Source organism: Halomicroarcula saliterrae (assembly GCF_031624395.1).
GTDB lineage: Archaea > Halobacteriota > Halobacteria > Halobacteriales > Haloarculaceae > Haloarcula > Haloarcula saliterrae.
This window is the reverse complement of sequence record NZ_JAMQON010000004.1, coordinates 278,112-295,145: the sequence shown is the minus strand read 5'-3', so window position 1 is coordinate 295,145 and position 17,034 is coordinate 278,112. Positions and strand designations below refer to the sequence as shown.

General features: G+C 71.2%; 19 protein-coding genes. 7 read left to right on the top strand and 12 right to left on the bottom strand.

Going from position 1 to position 17,034, the window contains the following annotated elements; all coding sequences use genetic code 11:
- Positions 1-10: 10 nt before the first annotated feature.
- Entirely contained in the window at positions 11-1,249 is a 1,239-nt protein-coding gene (locus tag NDI56_RS15240; protein WP_310920490.1) for an HAD family hydrolase, read from the bottom strand.
- 57 nt (positions 1,250-1,306) lie between these two features.
- Entirely contained in the window at positions 1,307-1,465 is a 159-nt protein-coding gene (locus NDI56_RS15235; protein WP_310920489.1) for a hypothetical protein, read from the bottom strand.
- A 107-nt stretch (positions 1,466-1,572) separates the two neighbouring features.
- Between NDI56_RS15235 and mutL the strand changes: the two genes are divergently transcribed.
- The 5 genes from mutL to ygfZ all read left to right on the top strand — a co-directional run bounded on the left by mutL (position 1,573) and on the right by ygfZ (position 8,432).
- Complete coding sequence (gene mutL / locus NDI56_RS15230) at positions 1,573-3,600, top strand: DNA mismatch repair endonuclease MutL (RefSeq protein WP_310920487.1); 2,028 nt, start codon at positions 1,573-1,575, stop codon at positions 3,598-3,600.
- Between the two features lie 197 nt (positions 3,601-3,797).
- Positions 3,798-4,988 carry a glycosyltransferase family 2 protein gene (locus NDI56_RS15225; RefSeq protein WP_310920486.1) on the top strand — a complete coding sequence of 397 codons (1,191 nt, stop codon included), beginning with the start codon at positions 3,798-3,800 and terminating at the stop codon, positions 4,986-4,988.
- 51 nt (positions 4,989-5,039) lie between these two features.
- On the top strand, positions 5,040-5,981 hold the full coding sequence (locus tag NDI56_RS15220) for a carbohydrate kinase family protein (protein WP_310920484.1): 942 nt from the start codon (positions 5,040-5,042) through the stop codon (positions 5,979-5,981).
- Positions 5,982-6,076: 95 nt separating this feature from the next.
- Positions 6,077-7,309, top strand: coding sequence for a PGF-CTERM sorting domain-containing protein (locus NDI56_RS15215; RefSeq protein WP_310920483.1), 1,233 nt, complete (start codon positions 6,077-6,079; stop codon positions 7,307-7,309).
- Positions 7,310-7,346: 37 nt separating this feature from the next.
- Positions 7,347-8,432, top strand: coding sequence for a CAF17-like 4Fe-4S cluster assembly/insertion protein YgfZ (gene ygfZ / locus NDI56_RS15210; RefSeq protein WP_310920482.1), 1,086 nt, complete (start codon positions 7,347-7,349; stop codon positions 8,430-8,432).
- On the opposite strand, the gene NDI56_RS15205 is transcribed toward ygfZ, so the two are convergent.
- Together NDI56_RS15205 and NDI56_RS15200 are read right to left on the bottom strand one after the other, a co-directional pair.
- Positions 8,423-8,830, bottom strand: coding sequence for a hypothetical protein (locus NDI56_RS15205; protein WP_310920481.1), 408 nt, complete (start codon positions 8,828-8,830; stop codon positions 8,423-8,425). The genes ygfZ and NDI56_RS15205 overlap by 10 nt on opposite strands.
- Before the next feature lie 43 nt (positions 8,831-8,873).
- Positions 8,874-9,101: a DUF7860 family protein gene (locus NDI56_RS15200; protein ID WP_310920480.1), complete on the bottom strand. Its 228-nt coding sequence runs from the start codon at positions 9,099-9,101 to the stop codon at positions 8,874-8,876.
- Positions 9,102-9,182: 81 nt separating this feature from the next.
- On the opposite strand from NDI56_RS15200, the gene NDI56_RS15195 reads away from it, so the two are divergent.
- The gene (locus NDI56_RS15195) at positions 9,183-9,419 is read left to right on the top strand and encodes a DUF8151 family protein (RefSeq protein ID WP_310920479.1); all 237 of its coding nucleotides are present in this window, start codon (positions 9,183-9,185) and stop codon (positions 9,417-9,419) included.
- Here NDI56_RS15195 and NDI56_RS15190 read toward each other — a convergent pair whose 3' ends face one another.
- The 3 genes from NDI56_RS15190 to NDI56_RS15180 are packed head-to-tail and all read right to left on the bottom strand — an operon-like array spanning position 9,420 to position 11,431.
- Positions 9,420-10,505, bottom strand: a complete 1,086-nt coding sequence (locus tag NDI56_RS15190) for a geranylgeranyl reductase family protein (protein WP_310920478.1) — start codon at positions 10,503-10,505, stop codon at positions 9,420-9,422.
- 53 nt (positions 10,506-10,558) lie between these two features.
- On the bottom strand, positions 10,559-10,996 hold the full coding sequence (locus NDI56_RS15185) for a DUF5518 domain-containing protein (protein WP_310920477.1): 438 nt from the start codon (positions 10,994-10,996) through the stop codon (positions 10,559-10,561).
- 3 nt (positions 10,997-10,999) lie between these two features.
- Positions 11,000-11,431: a DUF5518 domain-containing protein gene (locus NDI56_RS15180; RefSeq protein WP_310920476.1), complete on the bottom strand. Its 432-nt coding sequence runs from the start codon at positions 11,429-11,431 to the stop codon at positions 11,000-11,002.
- A gap of 94 nt (positions 11,432-11,525) precedes the next feature.
- On the opposite strand from NDI56_RS15180, the gene NDI56_RS15175 reads away from it, so the two are divergent.
- On the top strand, positions 11,526-11,912 hold the full coding sequence (locus tag NDI56_RS15175) for a hypothetical protein (RefSeq protein WP_310920474.1): 387 nt from the start codon (positions 11,526-11,528) through the stop codon (positions 11,910-11,912).
- Here NDI56_RS15175 and NDI56_RS15170 read toward each other — a convergent pair.
- Genes NDI56_RS15170 through NDI56_RS15150 form a run of 5 tightly spaced genes read right to left on the bottom strand, consistent with a single transcriptional unit; the run spans position 11,909 to position 16,993 of the window.
- Positions 11,909-12,409, bottom strand: coding sequence for a DUF7519 family protein (locus NDI56_RS15170; protein ID WP_310920473.1), 501 nt, complete (start codon positions 12,407-12,409; stop codon positions 11,909-11,911). The two genes, NDI56_RS15175 and NDI56_RS15170, sit on opposite strands and share 4 nt — an antisense overlap.
- Complete coding sequence (locus NDI56_RS15165) at positions 12,396-14,282, bottom strand: DUF58 domain-containing protein (protein ID WP_310920471.1); 1,887 nt, start codon at positions 14,280-14,282, stop codon at positions 12,396-12,398. The genes NDI56_RS15170 and NDI56_RS15165 overlap by 14 nt, the downstream gene beginning before the upstream one ends.
- Positions 14,279-14,944, bottom strand: coding sequence for a DUF4129 domain-containing protein (locus NDI56_RS15160; RefSeq protein WP_310920470.1), 666 nt, complete (start codon positions 14,942-14,944; stop codon positions 14,279-14,281). The genes NDI56_RS15165 and NDI56_RS15160 overlap by 4 nt, the downstream gene beginning before the upstream one ends.
- Positions 14,945-14,998: 54 nt before the next feature.
- Complete coding sequence (locus tag NDI56_RS15155; protein WP_310920469.1) at positions 14,999-15,979, bottom strand: AAA family ATPase; 981 nt, start codon at positions 15,977-15,979, stop codon at positions 14,999-15,001.
- A gap of 60 nt (positions 15,980-16,039) precedes the next feature.
- Positions 16,040-16,993, bottom strand: a complete 954-nt coding sequence (locus NDI56_RS15150; RefSeq protein WP_310920468.1) for a WD40/YVTN/BNR-like repeat-containing protein — start codon at positions 16,991-16,993, stop codon at positions 16,040-16,042.
- Positions 16,994-17,034: the final 41 nt, after the last annotated feature.

Sequence of the window (17,034 nt, the reverse complement as noted above, 5' to 3'; positions counted from 1 at the left end):
CGGGGTCGGCCTACTCCTCGACGCCCGCCAGCAGCTCCATCCCGTAGGCGATGTGGAGGACGGTGCTCGCCTCGCCCGCCTCGTACACCAGTTCGTCCCGGGCGTTGACGTGGTCGAGTACGGCCTGTGAGGCGTGGGACGGGGCGGCGGCGATACCGCAGTCGGCGTCGGCGAGCCACTCCATCACCCGCAGGTCGCTCTTGGAGTCGCCCATCGCCAGCGCGAAGGGGTCGCCGATGTCGAGCACGTCGAGTGCCTCCCTCACGCCGGTCGGTTTGTCCAGTTCCAGACTGACAAGCTCGGCGGCGTCGCCCTCGTAGTAGCCCACGTCGAGGCGCCGGAGGGCGTCCAGAAACTCCGACGGCGCCGAATCGAGGTCGCCGTCGTGGGCCACGCCGCCGGCCTCGAACACCGCCGCGATCTCGGGGTCCGTAGCGAAGTAGGTCCGGGCGAACAACGCGGGGTCGGCCACGTCGACGTCGACGGCCGCGGCGAGTGACTCGCCGATGAGCCCACAGAAGTACCGGATGGCCTCGTCGATGACCGCCACCGCGGCGTCGCTACCGACTTCCGCGTTGGGTTTGATGGTGACGTTGAACTCGTTGCCCTGCAGGTGACAGCCGTGGCGGACGCTGTCCGGGGCCGCCGAGAGCACCCGCCCGCGCACGTCGTCGAACGTCTCGACGATGACCGGGTCCAGTCGCTCGTAGAGCAGCCGCTTGGTGTCGGCCCCGTGGTTCGGCGTGAACACCGCGTTGCCGGTCTCGTAGACGATGCTCATCGAGCCCGAAGAGACCACCTCGTTGCCCAGCCCCTGTATCATGAACCCCTTGACGTTCTCCAGCGTCTGGCCGGTACAGACGACGATGGGGACGCCCCGCTCGTGGAACTCCGTCAGGAGATACAGCGTGTGGCGGGGAATCTCGTTGTCGGTGTCGCCGGCCGACCGGAGCGTCTCGTCGACGTCGAGCACCAGCACGTTCACCGTCCGTCCGTACTTCGAGTACAGGTCCAGCGCGGTGAAGGCCTCCTCGCGGGTCAGGCGCGCGGCGAGTTCGGCGTAGGGCTCGGGGAACCGCTCGACGACGGCCGCCTTCCGCTCGTCCAGTTCCGTCTTCGCGCGCTCCCACTGGTCCAGCGCGACGGTCGAACTGAGCGGCGGAAAGAGGTCGACGACTTCCTGATAGGCCCGCAACGTCTCCGTATCCACCGTCTCGTACAGCCGGTAGAGTCGGTCGTACTGCTCCATTACCGGTAGGTCCGCGGGCCGATACTTCAGTGTACGGTCGAAAAAATGGGCTGTCAGTCAGTGTTCGTCGCCCCCGTCCGTCAGGACGGACAGGTCGTCGCCCGCCTCGTTGAGGAACTCCGGGAGCTCCTCGTCCTCCGCTTCGTCCGCTGTGTCCGTTCGCTCGGTCGTCCAGTCGGAAATCTCACCGGGGATGTCGCCTCTGTGGTGACACATGCACGTTCACCGGTCCACCCTACGGCCCCGAGTGTGTTAACTCTTGACACTACCGTCGCCGACTGGGACAGTCTCAAGTCGGCACGCCCGCTACCGGGGACAAGAGCATGGGGGAGACGCCAGGAGACATCCAGCAACTCGACGAGCGGACCGTCGAGCGCATCGCCGCCGGCGAGGTCGTCGAGCGACCGGCCTCGGTGGTGAAGGAACTGGTCGAGAACGCCATCGACGCCGACGCCGACCGGGTGACGGTCGCCGTCGAGGACGGCGGCCGGGGGGGTATCCGGGTCACCGACGACGGCATCGGGATGGACCGGGCGGCGGTCCAGCGCGCCGTCGAGCAACACACCACCTCGAAGATCCGGGACATCGAGGACCTGGAGGGCGGCGTCGCCACCCTGGGGTTCCGGGGCGAGGCGCTGCACGCCATCGGCGCGGTGTCCAGACTGACTGTCACCACGCGCCCGCGAGGGGGAGATACGGGGACCGAACTCGTCGTCGAGGGCGGCGAGGTCACGTCGGTCGGCCCCGCCGGCTGTCCCGAGGGGACGACCATCGAAATCGAGGACCTCTTCTACAACGTCCCCGCCCGCCGGAAGTATCTCAAGCAGGCCTCGACCGAGTTCGCCCACGTCAACAGTATCGTCACCAGCTACGCGCTGGCCAACCCCGACGTGGCCGTCTCGCTTTCCCACGACGGTCGGGAGACGTTCGCCACGACGGGTCAGGGCGACCTGCGGGAGACCGTGATGTCCGTCTACGGGCGGGAGGTGGCCGAATCGATGATCGCGGTCGAGGGTGCGAACCTCCCCGACGGCCCGCTCGACGGCGTTACGGGGCTGGTCTCACATCCCGAGACCACTCGCGCGGGCCGTGAGTACCTCTCGACGTACGTCAACGGCCGCTACGTCCGGGCCAAAACGGCCCACGATGCCGTCGTCGACGCCTACGGCACCCAGATTGCGCCGGACCGCTACCCCTTCGCCGTCCTCTTTCTCGACGTGCCCGCCGGCGACGTGGACGTGAACGTCCACCCGCGCAAGATGGAAGTGCGGTTCGTCGACGACGACGGGGTCCACGAGCAGGTCCGGACCGCCGTCGAAGACGCCCTGCTGGAAGACGGGCTGCTCCGCTCGTCGGCCCCGCGGGGGCGCTCACAGCCCGAGCAGACCGAAATCACGCCCGGGCGGTCGGCGGAGGGAGCCGACGGGGCGACCGAGCGCGACGAGTCGGCGGATGCCGAGCGGACCGGCGCGGACCGACCGGGGGCGGCAGACACCACCGCGTCGACGGCGACCGACGACACCACCGCTTCGGGTCGAACGACCGAGGAGCGCTCGGGGAGTTCCACGCCGTCGACAGCCCGCGACACCGCCGACCCGGCGGACCCGCCCGACGACTCGAACTCGGGGGCGGCGTCGTCGGCCCGGACGACGGAGTCGACCCCGTCCGACCCCGAGCGGAAGTTCTCCGGCGACCACGACCAGACCCACCTCGGCGACGCGCCCGAGACCCGCCACGACACGCTGCCGTCGATGCGGATTCTCGGCCAGCTGCAGGACACCTACGTCGTCGCCGAGACCGACGACGGGCTGGTCCTGGTCGACCAGCACGCCGCCGACGAGCGGGTCAACTACGAGCGCCTGCAGGCGGCCTTCGCCGGCGAGACGACGACGCAGACGCTCGCCGAACCGGTCGCGCTCGAACTCACCGCCAGGGAAGCCGCGGTGTTCGAGGACCGCAGCGACGCGCTCGCCAGTCTGGGCTTTCACACCGCCCGCACCGGCGAGCGCACCGTCGAAGTACGGACGCTGCCGGGTGTCATCGCCGACGCCGCCGGCCCCGACATCGTCCGCGACGTGCTGGGTGCCTTCGTCGACGGGGAGAGCGAGGCCGCCACGACGGTCGAAGCGGCCGCCGACGAACTGCTCGGCGACCTCGCCTGCTACCCCTCCGTCACCGGCAACACGTCGCTGACGGAGGGGTCGGTCCGCGATTTGCTGGCGGCGCTCGACGACTGTGAGAACCCCTACGCGTGCCCGCACGGGCGACCGACTGTCATCGAGGTAGAGTTCGCGGAGCTGGAAGACCGATTCGAGCGGGACTACCCCGGCCACTCGGGGCGGCGGGACTGAGAAGTCGACGCGTCGCGCGAGGCGATGTCGCGTCGGCCGTGGATTCCGTGTCGTCCGGGCTGGGGCAACTGGCGTCGGCTGTGTCCCGTTTATTCTCGTTTATCCGTTTCGGTTGGCGTTAACTCGGTCCAAAACGGGCCGAAGACGGGCTTAGCGTCGACCCGCATGAAGTGGGTGGATGGTACGTATCTGGTACGATGAAGATAGAACGTATCACCCTGACCGGGGTCGGCGCGGTGTTCCTCGTCGCCGCCCTCGCGACGCTGCTCCCGTCGCTGGCTCCCGGCGGCGTCGACTGGCACCAGCTGTTCAACTACCTGCTGTGGGGGACCACGGTGCTGTTCACCGGGACCGCGCTCGTCTGGATCGTCCTGACCTACGTCGTCGGGCGTGGCTACGAGGAACCCGACCCCGTCCACGGCGGCGACGACATTCAGGTCCGCATTCTGACCGTCGACGCCGCGGCCGTGGTCCAGCAAACCGTCGACTCGCTGCCCGAAGAACTCGACGACGTCCGCGTCGTCGCCGAAGCGGACATCGACGTCGCGGGCGCGACAGTCCACGTCGTCCCCGACGCGTTCGACTGCGACGCGGTCCGGAAGGGCCGGGCCATCGAGTGGGCCCGGCGGACGCTCGACTGCGAGCGCGAGTTCGTCTGCTATCTGGACGAGGACAGCGTCGTCGACTCGTTCGACGGGCTCCCGGCCGCCGACGTCGTCCAGCTGCGCGAACAGCCCCGCCGCACGGGGTCGGTGTGGACCTACCTCGCCGACGTCTACCGGATGGGCGTCCAGGTCGAACAGCGCGCCTTCGCGCGGCTCTCTATCCCGCTGTTCGCATGGGGCGGCGGCATCGCCGTCCGCAGCGACCTCGAAGACGAGGTCACCTGGGACCGGGAGACCATCGTCGAAGACACCGCCTTCGTCTGGGCGGCCGCCCAGCAGGTCGATATCGACTTCGAGCTCGCGACGACGACCTGCCGGAACGAGGCCCCGCCGTCGCTGACCGAGATTCTCCAGCAGCGACGGCGCTGGGCCGCCGGCAACGTCGAGGCCTCGACCGACCTCCCGCTGGGCTACCAGCTGTTGACCCGCGTGCGCAACTACGCGTGGGCGCTCTCGCCGGTCGTGACGATGGTCGTCGTCCCGCTGTCGCTGCTCGGCGTCGGTGCCGGTGCCGGCGGTCTCTTTGCCGCCGTCTCCCTGCTACTCGGCGCGTTGACGCTGTTCTGGTATCTCCGCGGCGTCAGCTACTACGGTCGGGAGCAGCTCCCGTTGGCCGTCGCCGTGCCGCTGGCTCCGCTCATCACCGTCGTCCACTCGATGGGGACCGTCGCGGGCATCCTCGCGCCGCCCACGGAGTTCCGCGTCACGGAGAAGGTAGGATGACTCCCTGAAACAGCCGGTTGAACTAAACCCCTGTCAATCGATGGGTGGACCATGTCAATCGTTTCCTTCGGTGACACGGCGCTGCGGTTCTCGACACGGGACGGGGTACGCTTCGAGAGCGCCCGCGAGGTCGGGCTGCACGTCGACGGGATGTCGAGCAACGCCGCGGCCGTCGCCAGCCGACTGGGCGCGGACGCCGTCTGGCTCTCCAAGCTCGCCGACACGCCGCTCGGCCGGCGCGCCGTCGCCGAACTCCACGAGCACGGACTGGAGACGGAAGTCGTCTGGGCCGACGCCGACAGCGGTCGGCACGGCCTGAAGTTCCACGAGAGCGGGACCCCGCCTCGCGAGTCCCGACTCATTCAGGACCGGGCCGACACGGCGATGGCGACGGTGACGCCGGGCGACTTCCCGATGGGGCGCATCCAGAACGCCGACGCGGTGTTCACGACGGGCTCCATGGCGGCGCTGTCGGACCAGGCGGCCGAGACGGCCGGCGCCCTCCTCAGGTCTACCCCGGGGCTCCGGGCGCTGGACCTAGACTTCCACCCGGGTCTCTGGAGCGCCGAGGACGCCCACGACACCCTCACGGACATCTTCGACCCGGTCGAGCTCCTGTTTGCCAGCGAGGACCAGGCCAGAGCCGTCTTCGACCGGACGGGGTCGCCCCGGGAACTGGTCCACACCATCGCCAGCGACTACGACTTCTCCCACGTCGTCCTCACCCGAAACGAGTACGGCGTCGTCGGCTACCACGACGGCGTCCTCCACGAACAGGACGCCTTCGAGACGGCCGCGACCGACAGCGCCGGCCAGCACGCCGCCCTCGTCGGCACCGTCCTCCAGCAACTCACCGCCGGCGCCGCGACCGACGAGGCACTGGCACACGGGGCCGCGGCCGCGGCGCTGGTCCGGACGATGTCCGGTCCGCTGACGCCGCTCGAAGCCGACGACGTCGAGGGGCTCGTGGCGTCGGAATCGAACGGCCGATAGCGCCGACGGCCCGCTGTTCCGGCGTCTCCGAGCCGGTGGCGCCGAATCAGTAGGGGAGCCATACTGTTAAGGATGTACGTTGTTACCACTCGGGTATGGGTTCGACACGGCTTACAATCAGCCTCTGTATCGTGCTGCTTTTGGGGGGAGTCACAGTGGTCCCGGTGGCCGTCACCGCCCAGCAGGACCGGGTCACTATCACCGCCACTATCGTCGACCAGGACGGGCGGGCGGTCGGCAGCGGCGTCGGCGTCACGGCCACCTGGGACGGCGGCTCGGTCAGCGAGACGACGGCTTCGAGCGGACAGGTCCTGCTCGACGTGCCCGAGGGAGCGAACGTCTCCATTCAGGTCGACGACGACCGGTACATCCGCAACATCCCGTACACCGTCGAGGACGCGTCCACCGAATCGGTCGAGGTGCCGGTCGCGCAGTCGGCCACCGCGGAGATTACCGTCCGTAACACGGACAACGCGACCGTCGAGGGGGCCCGCGTCTTTCTGTACCGCGGCTCCGAAATCGTGACCAACCAGCGCACCGGCGCCGACGGCACTGTCGCGACGGGGGCCATCGAGGCGGGGGCCTACCAGCTCGGCATCCAGAAGGCGGGGTACTACACAACCCGCTCGCGCGTCGCCATCGCCGGGCAGGCCAGCCTGAACCGCACCATCGAGGAGGGCGAGGTGTTGCTCACCGTCTCGGTCGCGGACGACACGCTCGAACCGCCGGCGGACCTCAACGCCTCCGTCCGAATCCCGGCCGTCGGGACGCTCCAGACCGGTGCGGACGGCCAGACGGGGACCCAAGTAGCAGTCAACACGAACTACGACCTCGTCGTGACCGCGGACGGCTATCAGGAGGCGACCCGGACCGTACGCGTCGGTGAGAGCGACACGACGGTGAACGTCTCTACCGCCCGGGTCGACGAGATAAACGTCGACGCCCAGAACCAGAGTATCATCGACCAGCCCGTCAGGATGGACATCACTGACGAGTACGGTGAGCCGGTCACCGGCGCGACGGTCACCAGCGGCGGCGAGCAGGTCGGTACGACCGACGACGCCGGCGTGGTCAGAGTTACCCCCGAGTCGACCGGGAGGGTGACCTACACCATCGACGACGGTGACACCACGGAGACGGTCACTATCGAAGTGTTCGCGCCGAACGAGCTACAGGGGACTGCGACGCCGGCGGCCTCGCCGACGCCATCGGCCACTGCGTCGCCCGCGGCCGCGGAGACCACCGCGGGGGACGGCCCCGGCTTCACGCCGCTTACTGTCGTCGCGGCGGTCGCCGCGCTCTCGCTGGTCGCGTACCGACGCCGGTAGCGGGACGTTTTTTGCCGCGAAGCTCCCACTCGTTTGCATGACTGTTATCGAGGGCGTGCACACCGACCACGGCGCCAGCTTCCGCGAGGTCGGTGGCCGCCGTGTCGTCGCTGAGTACGGCCGGCCGGAACGGACCCACCGGGCGGTCCGTAACGTCGTCGGCGTCTGTGAGTTCGGCTACGGCGTCCTCGTCGTCACCGGCGAGGACCGCGTCGACTACGTGGACAACGCCGTCTCGAACCGCGTCCCCGACACCGACGGAGAGGGGGTGTACGCGCTGTTGCTGGACCCGCAGGGCCGCGTCGAGACCGACATGTACGTCTACAACGCCGGCGAGCGACTGCTCGTTTTCACCCCGCCACAGGAGGCCGAGCCCCTCGCCGAGGACTGGCAGAGCAAGACGTTCATCCAGGACGTCGACATCCGGCTGGCGACCGACGACTTCGCCACGTTCGGCGTCCACGGCCCGAAGGCGACGGAGAAGATAGCGAGCGTCCTGCATCAGGCCGCGTCGCCGGAAGCGCCGCTCTCCTTTAACCGCGGCGAGCTGGGCGACGCCGGCGTCTCGGTCATCCGGACCGACAACCTCGCCGGCGAGGAGAGCTACGACGTGGTCTGTGGCGCCGACGACGCCGAACGGGTCTTCGACACGCTCGTCAACCGTGGGCTCAACGCGGTTCCCTTCGGCTACCGTACCTGGGAGACGCTCACGCTCGAGGCCGGCTCGCCGCTGTTCGACACGGAAATCGAGGGCGCGCTCCCGAACGACCTCGGCCTGCGCAACGCCCTGGACTTCGAGAAGGGGTGTTACGTCGGGCAGGAGGTCGTCTCGCGCGTCGAGAACCAGGGCTACCCGCGGTCGCGGCTCGTTGGGCTCGCGCTCGACGGGCTCCCCGACTCGGGGGCGGCCGTGTCGGTCGGTGACGAGCACGTCGGCGAGGTGACCCGCGCCGTCGACAGCCCGACCCGCGAGGCCCCTATCGCCATGGCCAGCGTCGACTGGGACGTGCCCGACGGGGACCTCACGGTCAGCGTCGACGGCGAGGCACTCCCGGCCGAGCGGCGCGAGCTTCCGTTCGTCGACGGGTCGGCCGCCTCGGCGCGGCTGCCCAGCTACGAGTAGCCGATTCTGTCGCCCTCGTCCGTCTCGCCGGTGTCACCGGCGCCGAAAAAGCCCTCGACGGCGACCAGCGCCGTGTAGGCGGAGAAGGCCGCCAGACACATGCCGCCGAACTGTACCAGGGCGGTCAGCGGTGCCCCGACCGAGTCGTACTGCAGCGGCGCGACGATGAGCCAGAGTCCGAGGACGGTCGCCATGACGCCGGCCGCGAAACTCGGGAGTCCCCGCTCGCGGATGGTCTGGAAGTTCTTCCCCGCAAAGACCGCGCCGACGACGGCCGAGAGCGTCACGCTCCCGCGAATGCCCGGCTGTGCGCCCAGCGCCAGCGGCGCGACGAACGCGACCAGACAGCCAAGCAGTGCGACGACGCCCGATGCGACGGTGAAACGCGATGCGTCCATACCCCGTGCTAGCGGCCCGCGCGGTAAACAGGTTCGGCGTCTCTCACTCGACGAGCGGCAGAACGATACCGAACACGAGTGGCGAGAACAGCGCCAGCAGGATACCCAGCGCTTCCATGTCGGTCAACAGCAGGTTCCCCCAGCCCGGCAGCGGTCCGACGAACGCGTGGGCGGCGAGTTCCCCCAGTGCGCCGAGCGCGAACAGCCCGACACCGAGCAGGAAGCCGCGTTTGGCGAGCGTCGCGTGGTCCATACTCTTGTACTGTCCCATACACGCCGGGTTGCCACCACTCGACTAACCGCTTTCGCTTCGGGCGGAAAGCATATGTCGGGCTTTGGCCTATAGCCGCCGATGAACGGCTTTGGCTCACTCGTCGAACCGCTCGGACGACTACTCGCCGCTCTGGCGGCCGCCTTGCTGACGGTCGTCGGCGCGCTCACGGAGAATGCCGGCGTCGCGGACCTGCTCGCCGGCCAGTCGGTGTTCGGCCTCTGGGAAGTCGGCATGGGCGCACTGTTGCTGTACGTCGGCGTCTACATGCTCGGCTACAGGCAGGTGTGGCTGGGTCTCCGCGGCGCGGCGAACTGATCAGGACCGCGACAGCAGCGCCTTCAGCTGCTCGCGGGAGAACAGCGTCGAGGGACGGTCCATGTGGACCCCGATTTCGCCCTCGAACGCTTTCATGCCGGCTTTCTGGACCATCTTCGGGACCGAGTAGCCGGCCCGCACGGCGTGGCCCAGCCGGATATCGTCCCGGAGGTCCTCGCGCCAGGCCCGCTCGTAGTCGCCCAGCGTCGCTGGGTCGTCGGGGTCTATCTCCCGGGCGGCGTGGTCGGCCGCCGTCATCCCGTAGAGGATGCCGCCGCCGGTGAACGGCTTGGTCTGGGCGGCCGCGTCGCCGACGAGGAACGACCGCGAGCCGGTGACGCGTTTCGGTGGGCCGATGGGGATGAGTCCGGAACAGCGCCGGGTCACGTCGGCGTCGTACCCATCGCAGAACGCCTCGAAGCGCTCGCGGGCGTCGTCGCCCGGCGGCACGGCCAGTCCGTACTCGACGCCGGCCTCGCCGCGGGGGATGCGCCAGGCGAAGAACTTCGGGACGGTGAGGTGAACGTCCACGAAGTCTTGGTGGTCGGCGGTGTCGTCGAAGCCGAGCACGCCGTGGAGTAATTCGTCGGGTTCGGGGAGAGACAGCTCCCGGCGAACGCGGCTCTTCGGGCCGTCACAGCCCGCGACCAGTTTCGCGCGATGCGTTTGGACCTCGCCGTCGTCGCCCCGAACCTCGACGGTGACGCCGTGCCGGTCCTCCTCGACAGCAACGACAGTGTGGCCCTCCCGCAGGTCGGCCCCGGCCTCGCGAGCGAGCTCCGCGAGGTGCTTGTCGAGTCCCACGCGGTCGATGACGTTCGAGATGACCTCGTCCTTGTAGAACGGGTGGTCGTCGCTGCCGGGGCCGCCGGTGTGGAAGCGCGCGCCGCTGATTTCGTTCTGGAACAGCTCCCCGCGAGCGCCTTCCGTGAACTCCCAGATGTCCGTGCTGACGTGGCCCGAACAGGCGAGTGGCTCCCCGACCTCGCCCTGCTCGAAGACGAGCACGTCGAGCCCGTTCCGGGCGGCCCGGCGGGCGTACCGCGAGCCCGCGGGGCCGGCGCCGACGACGACGACATCGTGCATACCGACGACGTGGGTGTCAGGGGGCAAATACCTTCTCGATTCGAACGGGCCGGCTACGTGCCGTTTGCGGCAGGCTGGCGCGGCTGGCCGCGGAGTTCGGCCATCCACCCGCCCACTCGGCCGCCGACGGCCCCGGTCAGGCCACCGAGCAAGACGACGACGGGCGTGAGAAGAGCGACGAGCAGGCCGACGCCGAGCGGCTCCGCGAGGAGGCCGCCGCTGAACACGAACACGTCGAGCAGCGTCCAGAGGCCCGGTAACGACCCGACTTCCCCGGCGTCGAAGCCCGCTGCAGCGCCGGACTCGCCGCGGCGCCCGGCGACGTAGCCGGTCAGCAGTCCGGCCCCGAAAACCGGCCAGAACGGCAGCCACGTGACGGCGCCGGGCTGTACATAGCTGTGGACGGCGAACGGTATCGAGCTCAGCCCGACGAGGAGGGCGTATCGCCGCGTGGTGGGGTCGGTGCGACGCCGCGGGAGTATCGGGGCCACGGGTCAGTATCCGGCGGCCGGTCGGGGGTGGCCACTGCGCATAGCCAGCCAGCCGCCCAGCCGCGCGCCCAGCGCGCCGACGACCACGCCCAGACCGACGATGAGGGGGAGCAACAGGGCGACGACGGCCAGCTGGACGGCGCGAAACCACGCGGGGCCACCGAGTCCGAGGACGACCACCGCGAGGTCGCCGACCATCCACAGCGCCGGTACCGAGCCGACTAACCCGGCGCGGGCGCCGACCGGCGTGCTCGACAGCCCGCGGCGCTTGGCGAGGTAGCCGACGAGTAAGGCGGCCCAGAACACCGCGCCGAGTGCGAGTTCTCTGCCGGTCTCTGCGTAGCTGAGCGTCGTGAACGGAACCGCGAGCACACCGCCGAGGAGGGCGTAGCGCCACCGCTCGGACAGTTGCTGGAGGGAACTATGGAGGGACACGCACGGAAATCACGCTCGGACGACATAATTCTTCCCGGTAGCGGTGAACCGAATCGGCCCCCGCTGCTTTCACGTCGGAGCGCAAACGGCGGGTATGGCAGAGTACCAGCCCGGTGTCTGTAACATCGGCGCGGACCAGCGCCGCGCCCGGCGGCTATCCGGTATCGGTTCCTTCGGCCTCGCCGTCGGCGTCGTCCTCGCCGTCGCCGTCGACGTGCTCCCGACGAGCGCGCTGTGGCTCACCGCCCCGCTCGCCTTCGGCGGCTGGGTCGGGCTCGTTCAGGACTACTACGGCTTCTGTGTGGCCTTCGGCGCGCTGGCTCGCTACGACCTCTCGGGCTCGGGCGGGGAGACGGGGTCGGTCGCCGAGGCCGAGGCCGTCGCCGCCGACCGCAAGCGGGCGCTGAAAATCCTCGCCGTCGCCGCGGTGCTGACCGTCCTCACGACCGTCCCGGTCGTCCTCGTCGGTGGCGCGGTCTAGCGCAGCGCGAGCGTGAAGGCGACGACGGCGACCAGCAGCAGGGCGAGCGCGAGCGGCGACTCGCCGCCGGTCAGCGTCCGTTCGAGGAGGTAGCCGGCGCCGCCGCCGGCGACCAGCGCAGTCAGCGTCGAGACGGTCCGGACGAGTTCGACCCGTAGCGTCGACGCCGCCCGTCCGACCTGTCGTCCCAGCCGGACGGCGTCGCGCGCGCTCGTCCACGCGAGCACCGCGGGCACCGCCGCGAGCAGCAACCACCCCGTCGACTTGCCGTCGATGCCCGCCAGCACGACGGCGCTGAAGAGGGCCCCCGCGCCGACTGCCAGCGGGGCGTCCCGCCGTCGGACCAGCCCCGCCGCGAGGAGGCCTCCGCCCAGCAGGGCGACTCCCAGCGGCGCTGGCGCCGGCGCGACCAGCGCCGCGACGACCAGCACGGCGACCGCGCTGGCGCCGACGCTGAACCGCGGGAGTCCGCCGGTCGGTGACTCAGGCGCGGACACGGTGGCTCACCCCCACGATACCCTCGCCCGGGTCCCAGTCGGTCACGGGAATCCCGGCCCCCCGAAGGGCCGACAGGCGCTGGCTCCGCCGGAGCCGGCCGTAGGCGCCCGACACGCTCTCCGGGGTCGTGGAGTCCGGGCTCACCACGGTGACGCTGTGGCCCGCGGCGTCGAGCGTGCGGGCGAGCGTGACGCTGTCCTCGTCGGCGACGGGCGAGACGAACAGGACCTGCACGTCGGGGTCGAGCCGGGCGGTGAGCGCGGCCACCGTCTCGGCGACGGACGGGGACGAGTCGGGGGGCAGCCACGGGACGGCGTCGTCGCCGGCGAGGGCCTCGCGCAGCCTCGCCCGCTGGTCGGGGCCGGCCCCGACCGGCGTCCAGTGGCCGCCGACCGGTATCGTCCCCACGCCGACCGGGACGCCCTCGGCGAGCAGCCCGCCGGCGACGGTGAAGGCGGCGCGCGCGGCGTGTCTGGGCGCGGGCACCCCGCCCGGCGCGGCGACGTAGGCGGCCGGCCGGGCGTCGACGAGGACGGCCACCTTCGACAGCCGGGGCTCCCGGAACTCGACCGTGGCGAGCTCGCCCGTCTTCGCCCGGTGGGTCCAGTCGATGCGGGCCGGCGGGTCGCCCGGGCGGTACTCCCGCAGCGTGTCGAACTCGACGCCGGCGCCGCTGGCGTCGCCGAGCCGCCGGCCGGGCTGGACCGTCTGCTGGCGGCGCGGTGGCTCGGAGCCGGTCGCCGGCCGGCCGAAGCCACAGTCCAGTACCGTCGGCCCGTCGGCCGCCTCGACGGTCGCCACGGTCTCAGCGGCCCCGATAGGGTCGCTCACGACGACGACCCCCGGCTCGAACGTGTGCCGGCCGGCGACGGCCTCGACGGTGTAGCTCGCGGTGGTCGCCTTCCCGGGCCGCAGCGCCGTCGTGACGCGGGGGCTCCCCTCGACGACGCTGAGACCGGCCGGGACGCCGTCGACGAGGCGGATGTCGGGCAGCGTCCGCTCGCCGGTGTTCCTGACGGTGACGGTCACCGTCACTTCGTCGCCCGTCGCCGTCGACAGCGAGCGGTCGAGTGCCACGGTCGGCTCGGGCGACCAGGCCCGCGCGGCCCCGACCAGCGCGATGCCCAGCGCCGCGGTCAGGACCACTCCCGGCCGGCCGAAGACGACGCCGACCGCGCTAATCGCCAGCGCGCCCGCGACGACGGCGGCCGTCAGCCCGGTCGAACGCTCCCGCGGGAACTCGCCCGTCGGCCAGTAGCTGTCGGTCGGGACTGTCGGGCGCTCGGCCGCCTCGGTGTCGGGCACCGGGCCGCCGACGCGGTCGGCCAGTGCCGCGACGACGCGGCGGCCCCGCCGAGCGAACGGGAGGTCCGGGCGGCCGACGGGGAGATACGCCAGCCGGGAGACCGGCGGCGCGTACCCCTCGGCGAAGAAGGCGGCGGCCGCCTCGTCGTCGGTCCACGTCCCGTCGGCCAGCCGCTCGCGGGCCGTCTCGGCGTCCCAGCCGTCGGTCCGGCCCAGCACGTCGACCGCCAGCTCGCGGAGCGTCGCCCGGAGCCGCTCGCGGGCCGTCAGCTCCTCACTCTCGACCTGCCGGCGCCCGGCCAGCCCCATCTCGGCGAACAGGTCGGCCAGCTCCCCGCCGACAGCGCGGTAGCCCGGCCGGGACTCCGGCGTCGGCAGCGCGAACGGCTCGTCGGCGTCTGCGAGCTGTCGCACCGCCAGCCACACCGCGACGACGCCGACGCCGATGGTCAACACGACCGCCGCGGCCGTCGGGACCAGCGCCGCGCCCAGCGCCGGCACCGCGACGACGAGGAAGCCCCCCAGCCCGGCCAGCAGCCCCAGCGCGACGAGGCGGCGGTCGGTCACGGCTCGCCCTCCACGTCGAGGGACAGCTCGCTCGCCAGTGTGCGGGCGCGGGCCTCCCGCTCGCTCGTCGGTGCGGCGTCGCCGTAGCGTACCGCACAGAAGGCGTCGGTCAGCGCCGCCACCGCTTCGGGCGGGTGGCCGGCCGCCACCGCCGCCTCGGCCACGTCCGCGGGCGTCTGCCCGTCCGGGTCGAGCGGGACCGCACCACAGAGCGCCGCCCAGGCCCGGTAGACGTCGTTCGACGCGGGGACGGCCGACCCGAGGACGACGCTGTCGGCCGACGGCGCGGTCGGTTCGGGGTCGGGCCGCCCGTCGCCGGTGCCCTCCCCGTCTTCCCCGCGGGTCAGCCCGTAGAGCGCGACGGCGCTCCCGACCAGAAACAGCCCGAGGCCGACGACGACCTGCCACAGCGGGACGTCGGCCCCGTCACTGTCGTTCTCGGCAGCGATTTCGGTTCTCGTGGGCTGGTCGCGCTGCTCCCGCTCCGGCGTTCCGGTTCCCGAACCGCCGCCACCGCTTGAGTCGTTTTTCACCGTCAGCGTCGGGTCCTCGGTGTCGATGGTCGGCTCCGTCGAGACGCTGTCCAGCGAGGTGGCGACGGTCGCCAGCGCGACGACGGCCAGCGCGGCGAGCGCCAGCGGCGCGAGTCGCCGCACGCTCACGCCCCCCGCGAGGGACAGCCGGAATCGTCCGCACGCTGTCTTCCGGTCATGGGGTCACCCCTCGACGGTCGCTTCGCCGTCCTCGGCCGCCACGGTCGGCACCGGCACGGCGTCGAGCACGTCGTCGAGGATGTCGGCGGTCGCGGTGCCGTCGACGGTCGCGTCCGTCGTGCGGACGAGGCGGTGGGCGAGCACCGGCGGGGCCACCGTCGTCACGTCGACCGGCCGGACGTAGCCCCGCCCCTCGACGACGGCGCGGGCGCGGGCCGCTTCGAGCAGCCGCTGGGAGCCCCGCGGGGAGACGCCGACCTCGACGCGGGGGTCGCTGCGGGTCCGCCCGACGATGTCGACGATGTAACCGAGGATGTCGTCGTCGACGGTGACGGTCTCGGGGACGGCCTGCAGGGCGCGGACCCCGTCGGGGTCGAGCGCGGTGTCGGTCGACGGCGTCGGCGCGTCCCGCCGCGTGCGGGCCCGCAACAGGCCCTGCTCGGCCGCGGCGTCGGGGTACCCCATCGCGGTCTTGACCAGGAAGCGGTCCTTCTGGGCCGCCGGCAGCGGGAAGACGCCCTCGCTCTCGACGGGGTTCTGGGTCGCGACGACGACGAACGGCTCGGGGAGGTCGTGGGTGTCGCCGTCGACGGTCACCTGCCCCTCTGCCATCGCCTCCAGCAGGGCGGCCTGTGTCTTCGGGGGCGCGCGGTTTATCTCGTCGGCCAGCACGAAGTTCGCGAAGACGGGTCCCTCGCTGAAGACGAACTCCTCGCCGTCCTCGCGGAAGATGTGCGTGCCGGTGATGTCGGCGGGCAGCAGGTCCGGCGTGAACTGGATGCGGGAAAAGGAGAGCCCGAGCGCGTCGGCGAAACTGCGCGCGGTCAGCGTCTTGCCGGTGCCGGGCACGTCCTCGATGAGGACGTGACCACGGGAGAGCACCGCTGTCAGTACGGTTTCGAGGAAGGACTGGTCGGCGACGACGGCGGCGGAGACGGTCTGGAGGACCTCGTCGCATTCAGTGCGGGCTTTCGGAACGTCCATGTCACCGCCGCATTCCCCGCCGTGTGTAAAATAACTGACGACATTTCGCGGGCCGGTGAGCTACACCACCGCCAGCCCGTGCGGGACCTGGTCGTAACTCCCGTCCCACGCGCCGATGCGGTCCCACTCCGCCCCCCGCGGCGAGCGAAAGAGGCCGCGGTTCGTCAGCGCGAGGACGCCGCGCTCGTCGGTCGAAAGCACCGCACGCGCCAACCCGTCCGGGCCGGGCAGGCCGTCCATCGCCGGCTCCCACGTCCCGCCGGTCGTGCGGTAGACGTAGCTCTCGCCGGTCGTCGAGTGGGCCGACCGCGCGCCACGGGCCGCCGACGCGACGACGGTGTCGGGGTCGTCGGGGTGGACCGCCACGCTCCAGAGGTACCGGTGGTCGAGCCCCGCTTGCGGGTGTGTCCACGTCTCGCCGCGGTCGGTCGAGAGCGCGTAGCCGTCGCCCGCGGCGGCGTAGACGCGGTCCGGGGCGTCGGGATGCGTGGCGAGCGTGTGGTTGTCGTACCGGCCGCCGTCCGGGTGGTCGAGCCACGTGTCGCCGCCGTCGGGGCTCCGGACGAACGCGCCGGCCTCGATGGCGACGTACAGCCGGTCGGGGTCGTCGGGTGCGACCGCGAGCCAGCGGACGTGATGCGTATGCGGTCGCGGCGGGAACGACCAGCGCGAGGTGGAGTCGAGGTCGGTGAGTCCCTCGCGCTCGGTCCAGCTGTCGCCGCCGTCGGTCGAGCGATAGACGGCGCTGGGTTCGGTGCCGGCCCAGATAGTATCGGGGTCGTGGGGACTGACGGCGACGCTGGTCGCTCTGTCACCCGCGCTGAGGGCCCGCTGCCAGCTCTCGCCGCCGTCGGTCGTCCGCTGGAGCCCCGCGTCGACGGTGCCGACGAAGGCGCGGTCCGGCACTCGCTCGTCGGCCGCGACGCATTCGAGCGTTTCCCCGACGAGTCGGTCGGTCCACTCGCCGTCGCCGACCAGCAGCCGGTCCGAGAGCGCGGCGTAGTACGGTGGCATGGGTCACGGTACGGGCTCGCGGGACAGAAGTGTGTCGTCAC